Source organism: Stutzerimonas zhaodongensis (assembly GCF_003696365.1).
Taxonomy (GTDB): domain Bacteria; phylum Pseudomonadota; class Gammaproteobacteria; order Pseudomonadales; family Pseudomonadaceae; genus Stutzerimonas; species Stutzerimonas zhaodongensis.
In genome coordinates this window covers 1,165,599-1,180,819 of record NZ_RFFM01000002.1, presented here as the reverse complement: position 1 = coordinate 1,180,819, position 15,221 = coordinate 1,165,599, and the positions used below count along the sequence as shown (strand labels likewise).

The window sequence follows — 15,221 nt, the reverse complement described above, 5'->3', positions numbered from 1 at the left end:
ACGGCGTTTCAGAACACCGAGGCGAAATCGCCCAGTTCAACCTGAACCGATTTGGTCCGGGTGTAATGCGTCAGGGTGGCCAGACCGTTTTCTCGGCCTATACCGGATTGCTTGTAGCCCCCGACCGGCATTTCAGCAGGCGACTCACCCCAGGTATTGATCCAGCAGATGCCCGCTTCCAACTGATGGATCACGCGATGGGCGCGGGCCAGATCGGTGGTGACCACGCCGGCAGCCAGGCCGTAATCGGTATCGTTGGCGCGACGTATGACTTCTGCTTCGTCATCGAAAACCAGAATGCTCATGACCGGCCCGAAGATTTCCTCGCGCACGATGCGCATGTCATCGCGGCAATCGGTAAAGACGGTCGGTGCTACATAGGCACCCTTTGCGTACTCGCCGTCAGTTATCCGTGTTCCGCCGCAGAGCAGACGTGCGCCTTCGGCCCGGGCTGATTCGATGTAACCCAGCACGCTGTCCATGTGGGCGTAGCCAACCTGCGGCCCGAAGTTGGTCTGCTCGTCCAGGGGATCGCCCAGGCGAATGCGTTTCACTCGATCGAGCACCTTGGATTCGAACCGCGACTGCAACGAGCGAGGGATGAACACGCGAGTGCCGTTGGTGCACACCTGACCCGCGCTGAAGAAATTGGCCATGACCGCGATGTCGGCGGCGCGGTTGAGATTGGCGTCCTCAAAGATGATCAGCGGCGATTTGCCGCCAAGCTCCATGGTCACATCCTTGAGCGATGAGCTCGAGGCGCTGGCCATGACCTTTTTGCCGGTGCTGGTGCCCCCTGTGAACGAAATCTTCGCGATGCCCGGATGTTCGGTGAGCCAGGTGCCCACGTCCCGGCCACTGCCGGTGAGCACGTTGAACACGCCATCGGGTACGCCTGCCTCTGTATAGATTTCGGCCAGCTTCAGCGTGGTCAGCGAAGTCATTTCGCTGGGCTTGAAGATCATCGCGTTACCGGCGGCCAATGCGGGTGCGGACTTCCACAGGGCGATCTGAATGGGGTAGTTCCACGCGCCAATGCCTGCCACAACTCCGAGCGGCTCGCGGCGGGTGTAAACGAAGCTGCTTTCGCGCAGCGGGATCTGCTCGCCCTCGATGGCGGGAATAAGCCCGGCGTAGTACTCGAGTACGTCGGCGCCGGTGACGATGTCCACGGTGCGGGTTTCGGCCAGAGGCTTACCGGTCTCGAGAGTCTCCAGTTCGGCCAGTTCATCGTTGCGCTCGCGCAAGATGTCCACCGCTCGGCGCAGGATCCGCGAGCGCTGCATGGCCGTCAGCGCCATCCAGACCTTCTGCCCTGCGGTCGCGCTGGCTACAGCCCTGTCGACATCGGCCTGGGATGCACGCTGAAGCTCGGCAAGGACTTCACCCGTCGCGGGGTTCACCGTTTCGAACGTCGCTCCGCTGGTCGCTTCGACATAACGGCCATCGATGTAGAGTTTCTGCTGCTCGAAACGGGGCATGGTCATTTCTCGTGCGGAGGCGTGGTGGAGGAAGGGAGGGTCAGTGCACCTGTTTGGCCAGCAACTGATCCAGGTACTCGTAGGCCAGCTGCAGGGCCTGGTCGATATCGAAATCGTCGCCGGCCAAGGCCCCGCGTAGCCACAAGCCGTCGATCAATGCCGCCATACCTCGCGCGGCCGACCGTGCTTGTTCTTTCGGGAGCACCCGGCGAAATTCACAACAAAGGCTCGAGTACAGACGGTGGTCGTTGACACGCTGCAAGCGATGCAGCGAAGGCTGGTGCATGCTGAATGCCCAGAACGCCAACCAGGTTTTCATCGCCGGACCGTTTACCTGGCTGTCGTCGAAGTTGCCGTCGATGATCGCCTTCAAATGGGCGCGGGGGCTGTCGTCGGCAAGCAGCTCGCGACGCTCGCGAACGGCCTGATTGAGTGCTTTCATCAGGTGCCGCATCGTGGCTTCGAGCAGGCCGTTCTTGTCCTGAAAGTAGTGAGCAATGATGCCGTTCGAGACGCCCGCAAGGCGCGCAATCATGGCAATGCTGGCGTCGCTCATGCCGACCTGATCCACCGCTTCGAGAGTGGCATGGATCAACTGCTTGCGCCGAATCGGCTGCATCCCAACCTTAGGCATGAGAGGGTCCGGGTGAGTGATGGATAGGGCGCAGCCTAGATTCGTTTAATTGAACGATCAATCAATAAAAGGCGGGCTGTCGAGAATGGGCAAGTCTGCGTCGCGGGTAGGTTTCTAGGGCCGTCCTACGCGATGTCGCACAGGGCGGCTTACCCATGGCGCGGTTACGGCATGGGTCGGTAATCGCTCGTTAAGATGATTACAAGATGTCCAGCGGGTACCCGGTGATCACCCGGAGTTCGTCGATGTCGCACGCGAACCTGCGAGCTGTGGCATAGCGCGCGCGAAAGGACAGGTGCTGGAGATTGCCTTGCTGCAGTACGTATCTGGCTTCCAGGTCGCCTTCCCACTCCTTTCCTCGCTTGCCGGAGCTGCCCGTGTAGTAGGCAATAGGCGCCATCTGGACCGGCGCTCGCGCCATCGATGTCTCCCTTGATGTACCTGGCCATGAGCGTCAGGCCCGGAACACCATAAGCCGCCATGTTGAGGTCGTAGGGGGCTTGAACGGACTTCTCGCCGGGGGCGTAGTGTTCGATTGTTAGGAACGGCGCCCGCTGGGGCGCCGTTTGGATGAGGGGGGTCGCAGGGAAAGGGGTACTTACTCGAGCCAGCCGGCGACGCGTTCCGGGTTTTTCTTCACCCAGTCGCGAGCCGCTGCATCCGGCTTGGCACCATCGCGAATGGCCAGCATCACTTCACCTACCTCTTCTGCGCTCCAGCTGAACTTCTTCAGGAAGGCCTCGGCTTCGGGGGCTTTGCTGGCCAGGGCCGGATTGGCGACGGTGTCGACGTGCTCATCGTCTCCGAAGACCTTTTTCGGGTCTTCCAGAAAGCGCAGCTTCCATTTGGCGAACATCCAATGCGGAATCCAGCCAGTGACCACAATGGGTTCCTTGGCTTTTTCAGCGCGTGTCAGGGCCGTGGCCATGGCTGGACCGGAACTGGCCATCAGACGAATATCGAGGTCGTATTGCTTGATGGCCTCCTCGGTGCGGCGCATCACGCCGGCCCCTGCATCGATGCCGGTGATCTTGCTGTCGAAGGTTTTGCTGTGCTGCTTGAGATCGGCGATGCTTTTGGCCTCGACGTAATCAGGCACGATCAGACCGATCTTCGCGCCCTCATAGTTAGTGCCCAGCACCACGACCTTGTCCTTCAGCTTTTCGAAATACTCACCATGGGTTGCCGGAAGCCAGGCGGAGAGTGTGGCATCCAGATCGCCCCGGGCAACGCCTTGCCACATGATGGCCGGCTCGACCGGTTGCAGCTTGATCGGGTAGCCCAGGTTGCTCTTGAGAATTTCCCCCGCGACGTGAGTCGCAGCGACGCTATCGTCCCAGCCGTTGACGTAGCCGATCTTCAGCTCGGGTTTATCAGCCGCCATGCTGGCAGCCATGCCGAGCGCCATGCTGGCGGCGCCGAGGCCACAAAGAAGGTGCTTGAGTAGACGCATGCGTTTTAGCTCCATGTCGGTGGGTGGCATTGATGCCGACCGTGAACCCGTCAGTCGGGCTCGCGGTTTACTGCAGGGCCTCGCCGGTCAGGCGAAGGCCCGCGCGCGGTCGCGCGGGCTGGTGCTCGCGCCGGTGAAATGGATGGGGTTGCTGGTGCTGTGGCGATCAAGCGAGGCATCGTCCAAGTGACTTGTCACGCCTGGACGCGCCTCGCTTCAAACGTCTGGAATCGTCAGAGCCCGACGAACTTCTTCACGGCGGCGATGCCGTCCTGGCCGTCATAGGTGGTCACGCCCGCAAGCCACTTGTCCAGGATGGCCGGGTTGGCCTTGATCCAGGTTTTCGCGACGCTCTGCGGATCGTTTCGCTCGACCGCCATCTCCATCAATTCGCTCTCGATAGCAACGGTGAACTGCAGATTCTGTAGCAGCTGGCCGACGTTCGCACAGCGCTCCAGGTAGTCTGGCGGCACTACGGTGAAGACCTTGGCTGCGCCGTAATCGGGCCCGAATACCTCGTCGCCGCCGGAGAGGTACGTCAGGTCGTATTGCGTGTTCATAGGGTGGGGGGCCCAGCCGAGGAAGACCACCGGCTCCTTCTTCCTGATTGCCCGCTGGACCTGAACAAGCATGCCGGCCTCGCTGGACTCGACCATGCGGAAGCCGCCAAGGCCGAACTGGTCGCTCTTGATCATCTTCTCGATCAGCAGGTTGCCGTCGTTGCCGGGTTCGATTGCGTAGATCTTTCCACCCAGCTGGTCCTTGAACCTGGCAATGTCCTGAAAGCTCTTGAGGCCGGCTTCGGCGGTGTAGCTCGGCACCGCCAGCGTGTATTTGGCGCCCTCCAGATTCGGCGATTCGAGAACCCTGACACCGTCGTTCTTGGTAAACGGCTCGATGACCGCGTCCATTGAGGGCGACCAGTAGCCGAGAAACGCATCGATCTGCTTGTTCTTCACGCCGGTGAAGGCAATCGGTACCGACGCCATCACCTTGCTTGGCGCGTAGCCCAGGCCTTCGGTCAGCACCATGGCCACGCCGGTCGTAGCAGCGATATCCGCCCAGCCGATTTCAGCGAAACGCACCTTCTCGCAGCTGGCGGGCTCCTGTGCCCATGCACTCTGCAGTAACGTGCAGGAGAGCAGGCCGATACCCGTGATCGTCTTGAACCTATTCATTCTGATTCCCTGTGTCTGCGGTTCTTGGCGGCTACTGACGCTGTAGCCGGAGTTTGGTGCTCACCCAGGCATACCAGCCGGCCTTTTCAGTGGCTCGTTTCGCCGTGCCGAAGCTTTCGGTAATCCGGTCAAGGATGATCGCCAGCAGTACCACCGCCATGCCGCTCTCGAAACCGAGACCGATGTCGAGACGCTGGATACTGGCGAGCACGTCGTTACCCAGGCCACCGGCACCCACCATCGAGGCGATGATCACCATCGACAGCGCCATCATGATGGTCTGATTGACGCCCGCCATGATCGAGGGCATCGCGTTGGGCAGCTGTACCTTGAACAGGAGTTGCCGGCCGTTGCAGCCGAACGATTGCCCGGCCTCGACGATCTCCTTGTTGACCTGACGAATGCCAAGGTTCGTCAGCCGCACGGCTGGCGGCATGGCGAAGATCACCGTGGCGATGATGCCGGGTACCCGTCCGAGGCCGAACAGCATCGCTGCCGGGATCAGGTAGACGAATGCCGGCATTGTCTGCATGAAGTCCAGAACCGGTCGGGTAATCATGGCGACGCGCTCACTGCGTGCCGACCATATGCCGAGGGGTATTCCGAGAAGCAGGCTGATCAGCGTCGCGGAGAACGTCAGGCCGAGGGTCACGACTGTCTGTTCCCAGAAGCCGGTCAGCACGATTAGCACGAAGGAAACGGCAGTGAAGGCGGCGAACCGGGCACCAATGCGCCAGAGTCCGAGGCCCACGAAAATGGCGATGAGCAGCCACGCGGGCGGAAGCATCAGCAAGCTCTCGATACCTTCGGAGAACCCGCTGACGATGCCGCCAAGGCTGTCGAAAGCGCCGCTATAGTTTTCCAGCAGGTGCTGAACGACGCTGTCGACCCAGCTGCCCAGATCCAGTTGCTTATCCATGGTTCATTCCTCCTGCAGGCGGGTCAGAAGGCGGCCCTTGCTGATGGCGCCCGCGTAGAATCCCTGGCTGTCGACCACCGGCATCGGGCCCTCGTTATCCACCAGACGTTCGATCACCTGGTCGAGCGGCTGGTCTTCGGTCAGCGGGTCGATATGCTTGAGCACCCGTGCATCGAGACTGCAGGTCTGGCCGTTCTCGACGAGCAGCGCGATCCGTTCCAGGCTGATGGAGCCTCGAAACTTGTTTTCCTCGTCGACGACGAAGGCGTAGTGCTTGTCCATTGCCTGCAGTTCCTGGCACACCTGCAACGCATCTGGTGCCTTGCCGTTGTGTACGTAGAGCGGAACGCTGTTGGTCTTGAGCTGGCCGGCAGTGAGGTAGCGGCTGGTGTTGACCGTGTCGAAGAAATTGCGCACGTAGCTGCTGGCGGGGTTGTCGATCAATTCCTGTGGCGTGCCGACCTGGATCAGCTTGCCGCCTTCCATGATGCCGATGCGGTTGCCGATGCGCATGGCCTCTTCGATGTCATGCGAGACGAAGATGATGGTGCGGCGATGGGTCTTCTGCAGCTCCAGCAGCACGTCCTGCATTTCCCTGCGCTTGAGCGGGTCCAACGCCGAGAAGGCTTCATCCATGATGATCATCGAAGGATTCACCGCCAGCGCGCGTGCAAGGCCGACGCGCTGCTGCATGCCGCCCGACAGCTCGTGCGGGAATTTTTGCGCAAAGGTATCCAGGCCGACTTGCGTAAGGACCGCCATGGCGCGCTCCTCACGCTCCTTGCGGCCGACACCGGCAACCTCCAAGCCGAAGGCTGCATTGTCCAGAACCGAGCGCGAGGGCATCAGGGCGAAAGATTGAAAGACCATGCTCATGTCGCGACGGCGTAGATCTATCAGCTGCGCGTGGGGCAGCTTCGCGACGTTCTGCCCATCGATGTACACATCGCCGGCAGTGGGCTCGATCAGGCGATTGATCAGGCGTATGAGCGTCGATTTGCCGGACCCGGACAGGCCCATCAGCACGAAGATTTCACCTTCCTCGACACTGAAGGACACGTCACTTACACCGATGACGGCGCCGCGTTCGGCGAGAATCTTGTCCTTGCTCCAGCCTTGCTTGAGCAGGTCGATGGCTTCTTGTGGCTGCGAGCCGAAGACCTTGTAGAGGTTTTCGACGACGATTTTTCCAGACCGCATGGGATGGTTCCCCTCAGTAGACATCCAGATCAGCTAAACGGAGACCGCACGCGCCTTGCAGCGCTTACGGCTGATGCCAACTGTTATGGCTTGTGTGTGGACTCATTCGCGGATGGAAGCGGCGCGGCGGCGGGACTCGACGAGCCTCGGCCTCAGGTGCGGATGAATGATCATCTCGCCCAGCGGCTGGCGTGGCATCGTTCTTCGGTCACCTCTGTGCTGTTAGCTACTTCCGTCCTGGCAGTACTAGCAAAACCATCGTGGCTCCTCGCTTGGGAGGCGCTGAGCCGAAATTCATTATTGTTATGCGCAGCTGTCGTTCGGTGCGGCTGCGATTGGTCTACGCAAAGCATTCATAGGCGTCGGATACCATTCTGATCCTTGGCCGGGGGGAACATGATTTAACGATATTCCCCTTCAGAGCCGGCGATTGTCGGGTTGCGACCCCTACATGCTGGCCGGCGACATGGCATCAATTAAAAGTCATCGACAACGGACTGATCATCTCCGCAATTGCCGTGCATGCGCGTTACGTAATTCGATATGCGTTACCCAGCGCGCTACGAGTAACCGCCGGTCGTTGTGGCGGCGTTCGGCCTGACGGATTTGGATATGAGTACGTCGGTGCCAGACTTCTCCCAGCCTGCAAAAGCCCGATGATGACTTCCGACTTGTGACATCCCGTGGAGTGTTCAGCGTGGCGATCAGCGTATTCGACCTTTTCAAAATCGGAATCGGGCCTTCGAGCTCGCATACCGTTGGGCCCATGCTCGCTGGCGCGCTGTTCGTCGGTGCGCTGCGCGAACGCAAGTTGCTGGAACGCGTCTCGCGCGTCGAGGTTCGCCTGTATGGCTCGCTGTCCGCCACTGGTGTCGGCCATGGCACCGACAACGCCGTGATCATGGGGTTGATGGGTGAGCGGCCCGACCTCATCGACCCGCAGCAGATAGCACCCCGCATCGCGGCCCTCAAGTCCTGCGGACAACTGCGGCTCGATGATCACTGGCCGATTGCGTTCGACTGGTCCAAGGATCTTCTGCTGCTCGAGGAGAACCTGCCGTATCACCCCAACGCCGTGACGTTCGTCGCCGAGGGCGACTCGGGTGTGCTCTATCAGGACACTTACTACTCGGTGGGCGGCGGCTTCGTGGTCAATGCCGAACAAGCGGCTGCCGGCCAGCTGGATCAGGATCACACCGAACTTCCCTATGACTTCTCCAGCGCCGTGGAGCTCTTGCAGCTGTGCAAGCTGCACGGGCTGCGCGTCAGTGAACTGATGATGGCCAATGAGCTGGCCTGGCGCAGCGAAGCGGAAGTGCGCAGTGGTCTGTTGCGCCTGTGGGAAGCGATGCAGGCGTGCGTGATCAACGGGCTGCGGCACGAGGGGGTGCTACCAGGCGGACTGAATGTGCGGCGGCGCGCTTCCAGGCTGCATCAGAACCTCATGGAGCTTGGCAAACCCAACGTCATCGGCTCCACCATGAGTGCCATGGAATGGGTGAACCTTTTCGCGCTCGCGGTGAATGAAGAAAACGCAGCCGGCGGGCGGATGGTTACTGCGCCCACCAACGGAGCTGCCGGCATCATCCCCGCGGTACTGCACTATTACATGAAGTTTCATCCCGAAGCCTGCGACGACGACGTGGTGAATTACCTCCTCGCAGCGGCAGCGGTGGGCATTCTGTGCAAGAAGAATGCATCGATTTCAGGGGCTGAGGTCGGGTGCCAGGGCGAGGTTGGTTCTGCCTGTGCCATGGCTGCCGCAGGTCTTGCAGAGCTCTTGGGTGCAACGCCCGAGCAGCTGGAGAACGCGGCCGAAATCGGCCTGGAGCACAACCTTGGGTTGACCTGCGATCCGGTCGGCGGGCTGGTGCAGGTCCCTTGCATCGAACGCAACGCCATCGCCGCAATGAAGGCGATCAACGCTGCGCAGATGGCATTGCGCGGTGATGGTGAGCACTTCATCTCGTTGGATCGAGTGATCCGAACGATGCGCGACACCGGCGCCGACATGCATGACAAATACAAGGAAACATCCCGCGGCGGTCTGGCGGTCAATGCCATCGAGTGCTGACCCGAATCCGTGCATGGCCGTGACCTCGGTGGCTGCTTGCGGTGCAGTCGACGGATTGCTTGCGCGGTAACAAGTGTCCCGCCGCTCATGTGCGTCCGCAGGATCGCCTATTGTTACCTGTGTGTTACCGCCGGTTTTCACTACTCAGATATTGTCGAGGAGGGGTCCCTGGACTGCTACGAAAGTGCTCAGGCCCAGCAATCGCAAGGCTGCCGACAGATCCCATAGGGCTTGCCCGGCCTATTGCGAGGCCTCTATCGAGGGCTTTGAAGCAGATTCAAATTCTTTTATTGAACGCGCATTCAAAATAGGCATGCAGTTTGCCTTGCTATATTCATGATTCGACCAGTGAGTCGAAAATTATAAAAAGAGCCTCGTCGAAGGCTCATAAATGCCTACGTGAGGGTCCGCCATTGTCACAGATCAACCCAGGGGTACAGCCCCCGAACCGACTCCCGCAGACTATCGGCTTTTTGCTGCTGGATAATTTCACCCTGATCTCCCTGGCTTCAGCTGTGGAGCCTTTGCGGATGGCGAATCAGCTATCCGGCAAGGAGCTCTACCGCTGGTTCACGGTGACTCACAACGGCCAGGCAGTCATGGCCAGCGACGGACTGCAGATCTCGCCGGATGCCAGTTTCGAAACGGCGCCCAAGCTCGATGCTGTGGTTGTGTGTGGTGGTGTGGACATTCTGCACAGCGTGACCCGCGACCACGTCCACTGGCTGCAGGCTCAAGCCCGTCATGGTCGCCAGATGGGTGCTGTGTGTACCGGCAGCTGGGGGTTGGCAAAGGCCGGCCTGCTCGATGGCTTCGACTGCAGCGTGCATTGGGAATGTCTGGCCGCCATGCAGGAAGCCTTTCCCCGCACGACGGTCACGCCCCGCCTGTTTTCCATCGACCGCAATCGCTTTACTGCCTCCGGCGGGACGGCACCCATGGACATGATGTTGCACCTGATCGGCGCCCAACATGGGCGTGAGCTGGCGGCGGCCATCTCGGACATGTTCATGTGCGAACGCATCCGCAACGAGCAAGATCACCAGCGGGTGCCGCTCAAGCACATGCTGGGTACCAATCAGCCGAAGCTGTTGGAAATCGTGGCATTGATGGAAGCCAACCTTGAGGAGTTGATCGATCTCGACGAGCTGGCCTGCTACGTCAATGTTTCTCGACGTCAGCTGGAGCGGCTGTTCCAGAAATATCTGCATTGCTCGCCATCGCGTTACTACCTCAAGTTGCGGCTGATACGTGCTCGTCAACTGCTCAAGCAGACGCCGATGTCGATCATCGAGGTGGCCTCGGTGTGTGGCTTCGTTTCCACGCCGCATTTTTCCAAGTGCTACCGCGAGTACTTCGGCATTCCGCCACGTGACGAGCGTTCTGGTCAGCATTCCGGGCAGGTGCTCGCAATGATCCCGAGCCCCGATGAAGGCAACAAGAACCCAGCCGTCATGGCAGCCCTGCAACGCGCTCAGGGGGAGTCGACCTACGCCAGCGTCCGAATATGATCAGCGCTTGCGCATGAGTGACCTGGCGGGATGACAGATCCTCCCGCCCGGTCAGAACAATCGAACGCCTGAACAGCGCTGTATTTTCCGGTATGTCCTCAGCCAGCCGCGACTCCAACGGGTTCCAGATGCTCATGCTCATGCAGCGTTACCCATCCCGTTGATCTCATGTTCAGCAACCCTTCGAGGGGTAAGCGGGCGCCACGCATACAAGTGGCGCATGTCACTTCCCAGCTCCTTGCTAGGGCTTCACCAAGGCCGGCAGCAATTTCCTGCAGATGGCCTCGCGCACCGCGGGCAGCAATGTGGCCGAACCCCCCAGGAGGTCCTCGACCAGTCTGCGCAGTACCTGCGCTCGCTCGTGGGAAAGGCCCATTACAGCCCTTTCGCAAGCTTGTTCTGCGGAAGCGTTCATAGGTATTTCAAAACCCAGCGACACGAGACGATCACGAAAATCGTCCTGGTCGATCAGATCGGCATGCATCATCGTCCTGGTTCCTTTGGTTCAGCTTTAAACGGCGTCGCGGCTATCGCAGGACGCCTTCCTCTCGCAGTAACTTGAAGATCGCCTCGGCGCCGGCTTCCGGCGTCAGATCACGCAATACCTGCCCACCGTCTCCGGACGCCTTGGCCGTCGCGGCTTTCAAACGGTCCGCGGCCGTCTTGCCATGGATCACCTTGAGTCGTTTTGGGCGCGGGCGGGCCGGTTGCAGTTGTGCCTGGGCGAACAGCTCATCCTCGACAACGACCACCTCTTCGGCATCGAGCTGGCCACGGCGGGCAGGGCCGAACGCGCTTTGCCGTGGCACAGGCCCGGCACTGTCGATGCTGGCGAGAAACGGCAGCCGCACCTTGAGCCGGCGCCTTTGTCCTCTAGGCAGCGCCTGCAACACCAGGGCGCTGCCATTTTCGACGCTCTCGACCTCAGCCAGTCCCACCACAAGCGGCCAGCCCAGTCGCTCGGCCAGCAGGTAGGGGAGCATGCCCGAGCCTTCACCGGTTTCTGCCTGGCTGCCGGTCAAGACCATCTGTACCCCGGCGTTGACCAGGTACTCGGCAAGGACGGGCAGGGCGTCGGCCCCCGGCGGCTGCTGCAGCACGGTGAGTTCTTCCAGACCCATCCCGAGGTAGCCCCGCAGCGCTTCCTCTTCGGGATTGCCGGCATGCACCAACTGCAGCCGTTCCCCGACCAGACGCAGCCCCAGCTCCACGGCACGGGCGTCCTGCTCGGCTCGGCGGGTGCGTCCCGAGGTCGGATGCGTGCCGACCGATACCAGCGCGATGATGTTCAAGTCAGTCATGACGGGTGCTCCGTAGCGTTGATCGCGCTTCATCGATCCACCAGCACGTGGTGACGGTGGATGCATGAATTGGCATACACCCTTCCCATTCAAGCGGCATCACGTTGTCCTCCCTGGCGCCATTCGGCGACCCGCTCCATCAGCGCCTTGAGAATCGCGGCGGAGTCACCGATAACCGACAGATCCGCGCGTTTGATCATGTCGCAGCCTGGGTCCATGTTGACCGCCACGACTTTGTCGCAAGCGCCGATTCCTTGAAGATGCTGGACGGCCCCGGAAATACCCACCGCCAGATAGACCCGGGCGGTAACCCAGGTGCCGGTCGCGCCGACCTGGCAATGGCGAGGCATGAATCCATCGTCGACCGCGACGCGGGACGCGCCCTTGGTAGCGCCGAGCACTTCTGCGGCGCGATGGAACAGGTCCCAGTCCTTCACGCCGTTGCCACCGGCGAGGATGAATTCCGACTCGGCCATGGGTATCAGCGCGGGATCGACGGCAACCGGTCCGAGATTCTCCAGCCGCGGCAGGCTGCGAGCCACAGCGTCTTGAAGCGACATCGGTAGTACTTCATGGCGAGTATCGGCCACAGGCTCGGCGCATTCGGCGGCGGCCAGCACCAGCTTCGGCAGCGGCCGCTGCAGGTCCTTGAGGCCAGCACCTGCGCGCCCGGTGCAATGGGTCTCGTCCACCTGCCAAACGCGTGTCGCAGGGCGTTCGCCGAGTTTGGCGGCCAGACGACGACCGAGTTCTGCGCCACCGCTGCGGCTGTCGGGCAACAGCCAGTGGCGCGGAGCAAACTGACGATCAACTGCCACCAGCGCCTGCAGACGTTGCTCCGGCGCGTAGCCTTCGTATTCGGCACCCTCAAGATGAAGGAGGCGATCGACACCAGCGGTATCCAGGGCGGACTCCTTGTGATCGCCGAAGAGGATGGCCAACACCGCTCCCTGCGCCCCGGCGAGCTTGCGTGCCAGGCCGAGCAGATCCCGGTCGTGGCTGGAGAGCCGGCCACCTGGCATGTCCGGTACGGCAACGATGTAGAAGCTCGGATGCTCGATGCGGTGGAGCGGCAGCAGCACGACATCTTTGGCGGTGGCCGAACGGCCGCTGCCGCCTTGCTGGGCACCGCTGCGATCGATGCGTTTGATCCCGTTGGGGCCGATGAAGCCGACCGCATGCGGGTCTTTACGAACGACGCCGTTGGGGCCCATCCAGCTTGTCTCGCCTCTGATCTGCATGGCGGCATGCAGTGGGTGCAGACGGTTGCGGGCGATCCACTCGGTGCGAGGGTCGCGACGGATCACAGTCATGACGAAGCCTCCGGGTTCAGGGCACTCATCGTAGTGGCGAGCTTGTTCGCGAGCGGCTCAGCGCGGCGATGCTGGATGATCATGGATGCACCTCCGCTACTTCCTCATGTTTGGCCACTGCTCGTTTCTTTGCAGGGGTGTTGGTGCTTTCGATCAGCACCTCGGCGACCAGCTCGGCGATGTCCTTGATTTCAGGCCGCGGCGCAACCACGCCTTCGAGCATTGCTGTGCACTGCGGGCAGCCCACGGCCACCACTTCGGCGCCGGTTTCCTTGATATCGGCCATGCGCATGTCGGGGATGCGTTGCTTGCCGGGAATGTCGGTGATCGGCGCGCCGCCACCACCACCGCAGCAGCGCGAACGGAAGCCGGAGCGGGCCATTTCCTTGACCTCGATCCCGATCGCCTTGAGCACGGCGCGCGGCGCTTCATACTCGCCGTTGTAACGGCCCAGGTAACAGGGATCGTGATAAGTGACGCTGGCACTCTGGTGCTTGCCAAGATCCAGCTTGTCGCGGGCGATGAGGGTGGCGATGTAGGTGCTGTGGTGCAGCACCTCGTAGCGACCACCCAGCTCGCCGTACTCGTTCTTCAGCACATGGAAGCTGTGCGGGTCGCAGGTGACGATGGTCTGGAAGCGGTACTGAGCCAGGGTTGCAATGTTGCGTTTGGCCAGTTGCTGGAAGGTCGCCTCGTCGCCGAGCCGGCGTGCAACGTCGCCGCTGTCGCGCTCCTCCAGGCCGAGCACGGCGAAGTCCACCTCGGCAGCTTTCAGGACTTTGACGAAGGCGCGCAGGGTGCGTTGGTTGCGCATGTCGAAGGCGCCGTCACCGACCCAGAACAGCACCTCGGCCTGCTTCTTTTCGCTCATCAGCGGCAGGTTGAGGTCAGCCGCCCAGTTGAGTCGCCCGCCAGGAGCAAAGCCTCCGGGGTTGTCGGTGGCGATCAGATTGTCCAGCACCTCGGCGCCCTTGTTCGGCGTGGCGCCTTTCTCAAGGGTGAGATGGCGGCGCATGTCGACGATGGCATCGACGTGCTCGATCATCATCGGGCACTCCTCGACGCATGCACGGCAGGTGGTGCAGGACCACAGGGTTTCCGCCTCGACCAGACCCTTGCCCTCGGCAAAGACGATTGGCTGGTGCGGATTGCCGCCATGCTCGCCGACAGGAATGCCCGGATAGGGGCTGCCGAAATAGCCTTTGTCGCTGCCGCCGGCCAGGCCGACGACCATGTCCTGGATCAGCTTTTTCGGGTTCAGGGGCTGGCCTGCGGCGAACGCCGGACACGCGGCCTCGCAGCGCCCGCACTGCACGCAGGCATCGAAGCCGAGCAGCTGGTTCCAGGTGAAATCCTTGGGTTTTTCCACGCCCAGCGGTGCGTTCGGGTCGTTCAGATCGAGGGCCTTCAACCCGCTGGAGCGCGCCGCGCTGGCATTGTGCGGGCTGCGAAATCGCTCCGGACGACGATGGAAAGCCAGGTGCAGGGCACCGGCGAAGGCATGCTTCATCGGCCCGCCCCAGGTCATGCCGAAAAACATCTCCGACACACCCCAGGCCACGCCGACAGCCAGGACAGCCGCCAATATCCAGCCCCCGAAGCCCTCGGGCAGAATGCCGGCCACCGGCAGGGTGGCGATGAAAAAGCTGAACGAGAACATCAGCAGGCTTTTCGGCAGGCGCATCCAAGGGCCTTTCGACAGCCGCGCTGGCGGGTTGCGGCGGCGTTTGGCGACAAACAACGCGCCGACGAACATCAGCACGCAGGCACCCAACAGGGCAAAACCGAGAATACGGTTCTGCAGACCGAAGCCATGCACAACGATCGCCAGTATCGCGGCCAGCACGAAGCCGCCAGCGGTGGCGACGTGCGTCTTGGACATGTACTTGTCACGCTCGACTACGTGGTGCAGGTCGACCAGGTAGCGTCGCGGCATGGCCATCAGGCCGCCCAGCCAATCGACCTTCGAGGGACGCCCACGACGCCACATGGCGAAGCGCTTGCCGGCGCCAAGCACCGCGAGCCCGAGGGCGGCGAACAGCAGGATGGGGAGTAGGGTGTTCAACATCGTATGGTCTCCTCAGAGGGACCTGAAAGCGGCACGGATAGCGCCCTTTCCCTTTGGAAAGGGCTGGGGTGAGGGTTCTGTCAGGCGCC

The 15,221-nt window shown here is 61.5% G+C and carries 14 protein-coding genes; 3 read left to right on the top strand and 11 right to left on the bottom strand.

The genetic code is table 11. The annotated features are described in order from the left end of the window. Positions 1–8 precede the first annotated feature (8 nt). From betB to EA797_RS13900, 4 genes are all read right to left on the bottom strand, one after another. Positions 9–1,481, bottom strand: coding sequence for a betaine-aldehyde dehydrogenase (gene betB / locus EA797_RS13915; protein ID WP_122166104.1), 1,473 nt, complete (start codon positions 1,479–1,481; stop codon positions 9–11). Positions 1,482–1,521: 40 nt separating this feature from the next. Then, entirely contained in the window at positions 1,522–2,115 is a 594-nt protein-coding gene (gene betI / locus EA797_RS13910) for a transcriptional regulator BetI (protein ID WP_122166102.1), read from the bottom strand. A 199-nt stretch (positions 2,116–2,314) separates the two neighbouring features. After that, a complete protein-coding gene (locus EA797_RS13905) occupies positions 2,315–2,536 on the bottom strand; it encodes an OprD family outer membrane porin (RefSeq protein WP_255831366.1) in 222 nt (73 codons plus the stop codon). Between the two features lie 177 nt (positions 2,537–2,713). Then, positions 2,714–3,568 (bottom strand): glycine betaine ABC transporter substrate-binding protein, encoded by an 855-nt coding sequence (locus EA797_RS13900; protein ID WP_122166100.1) that lies wholly within the window; start codon positions 3,566–3,568, stop codon positions 2,714–2,716. On the opposite strand from EA797_RS13900, the gene EA797_RS13895 reads away from it, so the two are divergent. Continuing rightward, on the top strand, positions 3,567–3,758 hold the full coding sequence (locus EA797_RS13895; RefSeq protein WP_122166098.1) for a hypothetical protein: 192 nt from the start codon (positions 3,567–3,569) through the stop codon (positions 3,756–3,758). The genes EA797_RS13900 and EA797_RS13895 overlap by 2 nt on opposite strands. Before the next feature lie 43 nt (positions 3,759–3,801). On the opposite strand, the gene EA797_RS13890 is transcribed toward EA797_RS13895, so the two are convergent. The 3 genes from EA797_RS13890 to EA797_RS13880 are packed head-to-tail and all read right to left on the bottom strand — an operon-like array spanning position 3,802 to position 6,865. After that, positions 3,802–4,746, bottom strand: coding sequence for a choline ABC transporter substrate-binding protein (locus EA797_RS13890; protein WP_122166096.1), 945 nt, complete (start codon positions 4,744–4,746; stop codon positions 3,802–3,804). Between the two features lie 31 nt (positions 4,747–4,777). After that, positions 4,778–5,665, bottom strand: coding sequence for an ABC transporter permease (locus EA797_RS13885; protein WP_122166094.1), 888 nt, complete (start codon positions 5,663–5,665; stop codon positions 4,778–4,780). A gap of 3 nt (positions 5,666–5,668) precedes the next feature. Next, a complete protein-coding gene (locus EA797_RS13880; RefSeq protein ID WP_122166092.1) occupies positions 5,669–6,865 on the bottom strand; it encodes a quaternary amine ABC transporter ATP-binding protein in 1,197 nt (398 codons plus the stop codon). A 697-nt stretch (positions 6,866–7,562) separates the two neighbouring features. On the opposite strand from EA797_RS13880, the gene EA797_RS13875 reads away from it, so the two are divergent. Further along, positions 7,563–8,939, top strand: coding sequence for an L-serine ammonia-lyase (locus EA797_RS13875; protein WP_122166090.1), 1,377 nt, complete (start codon positions 7,563–7,565; stop codon positions 8,937–8,939). A 413-nt stretch (positions 8,940–9,352) separates the two neighbouring features. Next, the gene (gbdR, locus tag EA797_RS13870) at positions 9,353–10,450 is read left to right on the top strand and encodes a choline metabolism transcriptional regulator GbdR (protein ID WP_122166088.1); all 1,098 of its coding nucleotides are present in this window, start codon (positions 9,353–9,355) and stop codon (positions 10,448–10,450) included. Between the two features lie 241 nt (positions 10,451–10,691). Here the strand turns inward: gbdR and EA797_RS13865 are convergent, their stop codons facing one another. The 4 genes from EA797_RS13865 to dgcB all read right to left on the bottom strand — a co-directional run bounded on the left by EA797_RS13865 (position 10,692) and on the right by dgcB (position 15,132). Further along, a complete protein-coding gene (locus tag EA797_RS13865; protein ID WP_122166086.1) occupies positions 10,692–10,937 on the bottom strand; it encodes a hypothetical protein in 246 nt (81 codons plus the stop codon). A gap of 40 nt (positions 10,938–10,977) precedes the next feature. Continuing rightward, positions 10,978–11,751 carry an electron transfer flavoprotein subunit beta gene (gene etfB, locus EA797_RS13860; protein WP_122166084.1) on the bottom strand — a complete coding sequence of 258 codons (774 nt, stop codon included), beginning with the start codon at positions 11,749–11,751 and terminating at the stop codon, positions 10,978–10,980. Positions 11,752–11,840: 89 nt separating this feature from the next. Next, complete coding sequence (gene etfA, locus EA797_RS13855; RefSeq protein WP_122166082.1) at positions 11,841–13,064, bottom strand: electron transfer flavoprotein subunit alpha; 1,224 nt, start codon at positions 13,062–13,064, stop codon at positions 11,841–11,843. A 79-nt stretch (positions 13,065–13,143) separates the two neighbouring features. Then, positions 13,144–15,132 (bottom strand): dimethylglycine demethylation protein DgcB, encoded by a 1,989-nt coding sequence (gene dgcB / locus EA797_RS13850; protein ID WP_122166080.1) that lies wholly within the window; start codon positions 15,130–15,132, stop codon positions 13,144–13,146. Between the last annotated feature and the right edge of the window lie 89 nt (positions 15,133–15,221).

Excerpts from the sequence above, each read along its gene's own strand:
- EA797_RS13880 (WP_122166092.1), bottom strand. The coding sequence starts at position 6,865 with ATGCGGTCTGGAAAAATCGTCGTCGAAAACCTCTACAAGGTCTTCGGC.
- dgcB (WP_122166080.1), bottom strand. The coding sequence starts at position 15,132 with ATGTTGAACACCCTACTCCCCATCCTGCTGTTCGCCGCCCTCGGGCTC.
- betB (WP_122166104.1), bottom strand. The coding sequence starts at position 1,481 with ATGCCCCGTTTCGAGCAGCAGAAACTCTACATCGATGGCCGTTATGTC.
- EA797_RS13890 (WP_122166096.1), bottom strand. The coding sequence starts at position 4,746 with ATGAATAGGTTCAAGACGATCACGGGTATCGGCCTGCTCTCCTGCACG.
- EA797_RS13885 (WP_122166094.1), bottom strand. The coding sequence starts at position 5,665 with ATGGATAAGCAACTGGATCTGGGCAGCTGGGTCGACAGCGTCGTTCAG.
- EA797_RS13900 (WP_122166100.1), bottom strand. The coding sequence starts at position 3,568 with ATGCGTCTACTCAAGCACCTTCTTTGTGGCCTCGGCGCCGCCAGCATG.
- EA797_RS13905 (WP_255831366.1), bottom strand. The coding sequence starts at position 2,536 with ATGGCGCGAGCGCCGGTCCAGATGGCGCCTATTGCCTACTACACGGGC.
- EA797_RS13865 (WP_122166086.1), bottom strand. The coding sequence starts at position 10,937 with ATGATGCATGCCGATCTGATCGACCAGGACGATTTTCGTGATCGTCTC.
- betI (WP_122166102.1), bottom strand. The coding sequence starts at position 2,115 with ATGCCTAAGGTTGGGATGCAGCCGATTCGGCGCAAGCAGTTGATCCAT.
- EA797_RS13895 (WP_122166098.1), top strand. The coding sequence starts at position 3,567 with ATGCGTTTTAGCTCCATGTCGGTGGGTGGCATTGATGCCGACCGTGAA.
- etfA (WP_122166082.1), bottom strand. The coding sequence starts at position 13,064 with ATGACTGTGATCCGTCGCGACCCTCGCACCGAGTGGATCGCCCGCAAC.
- etfB (WP_122166084.1), bottom strand. The coding sequence starts at position 11,751 with ATGACTGACTTGAACATCATCGCGCTGGTATCGGTCGGCACGCATCCG.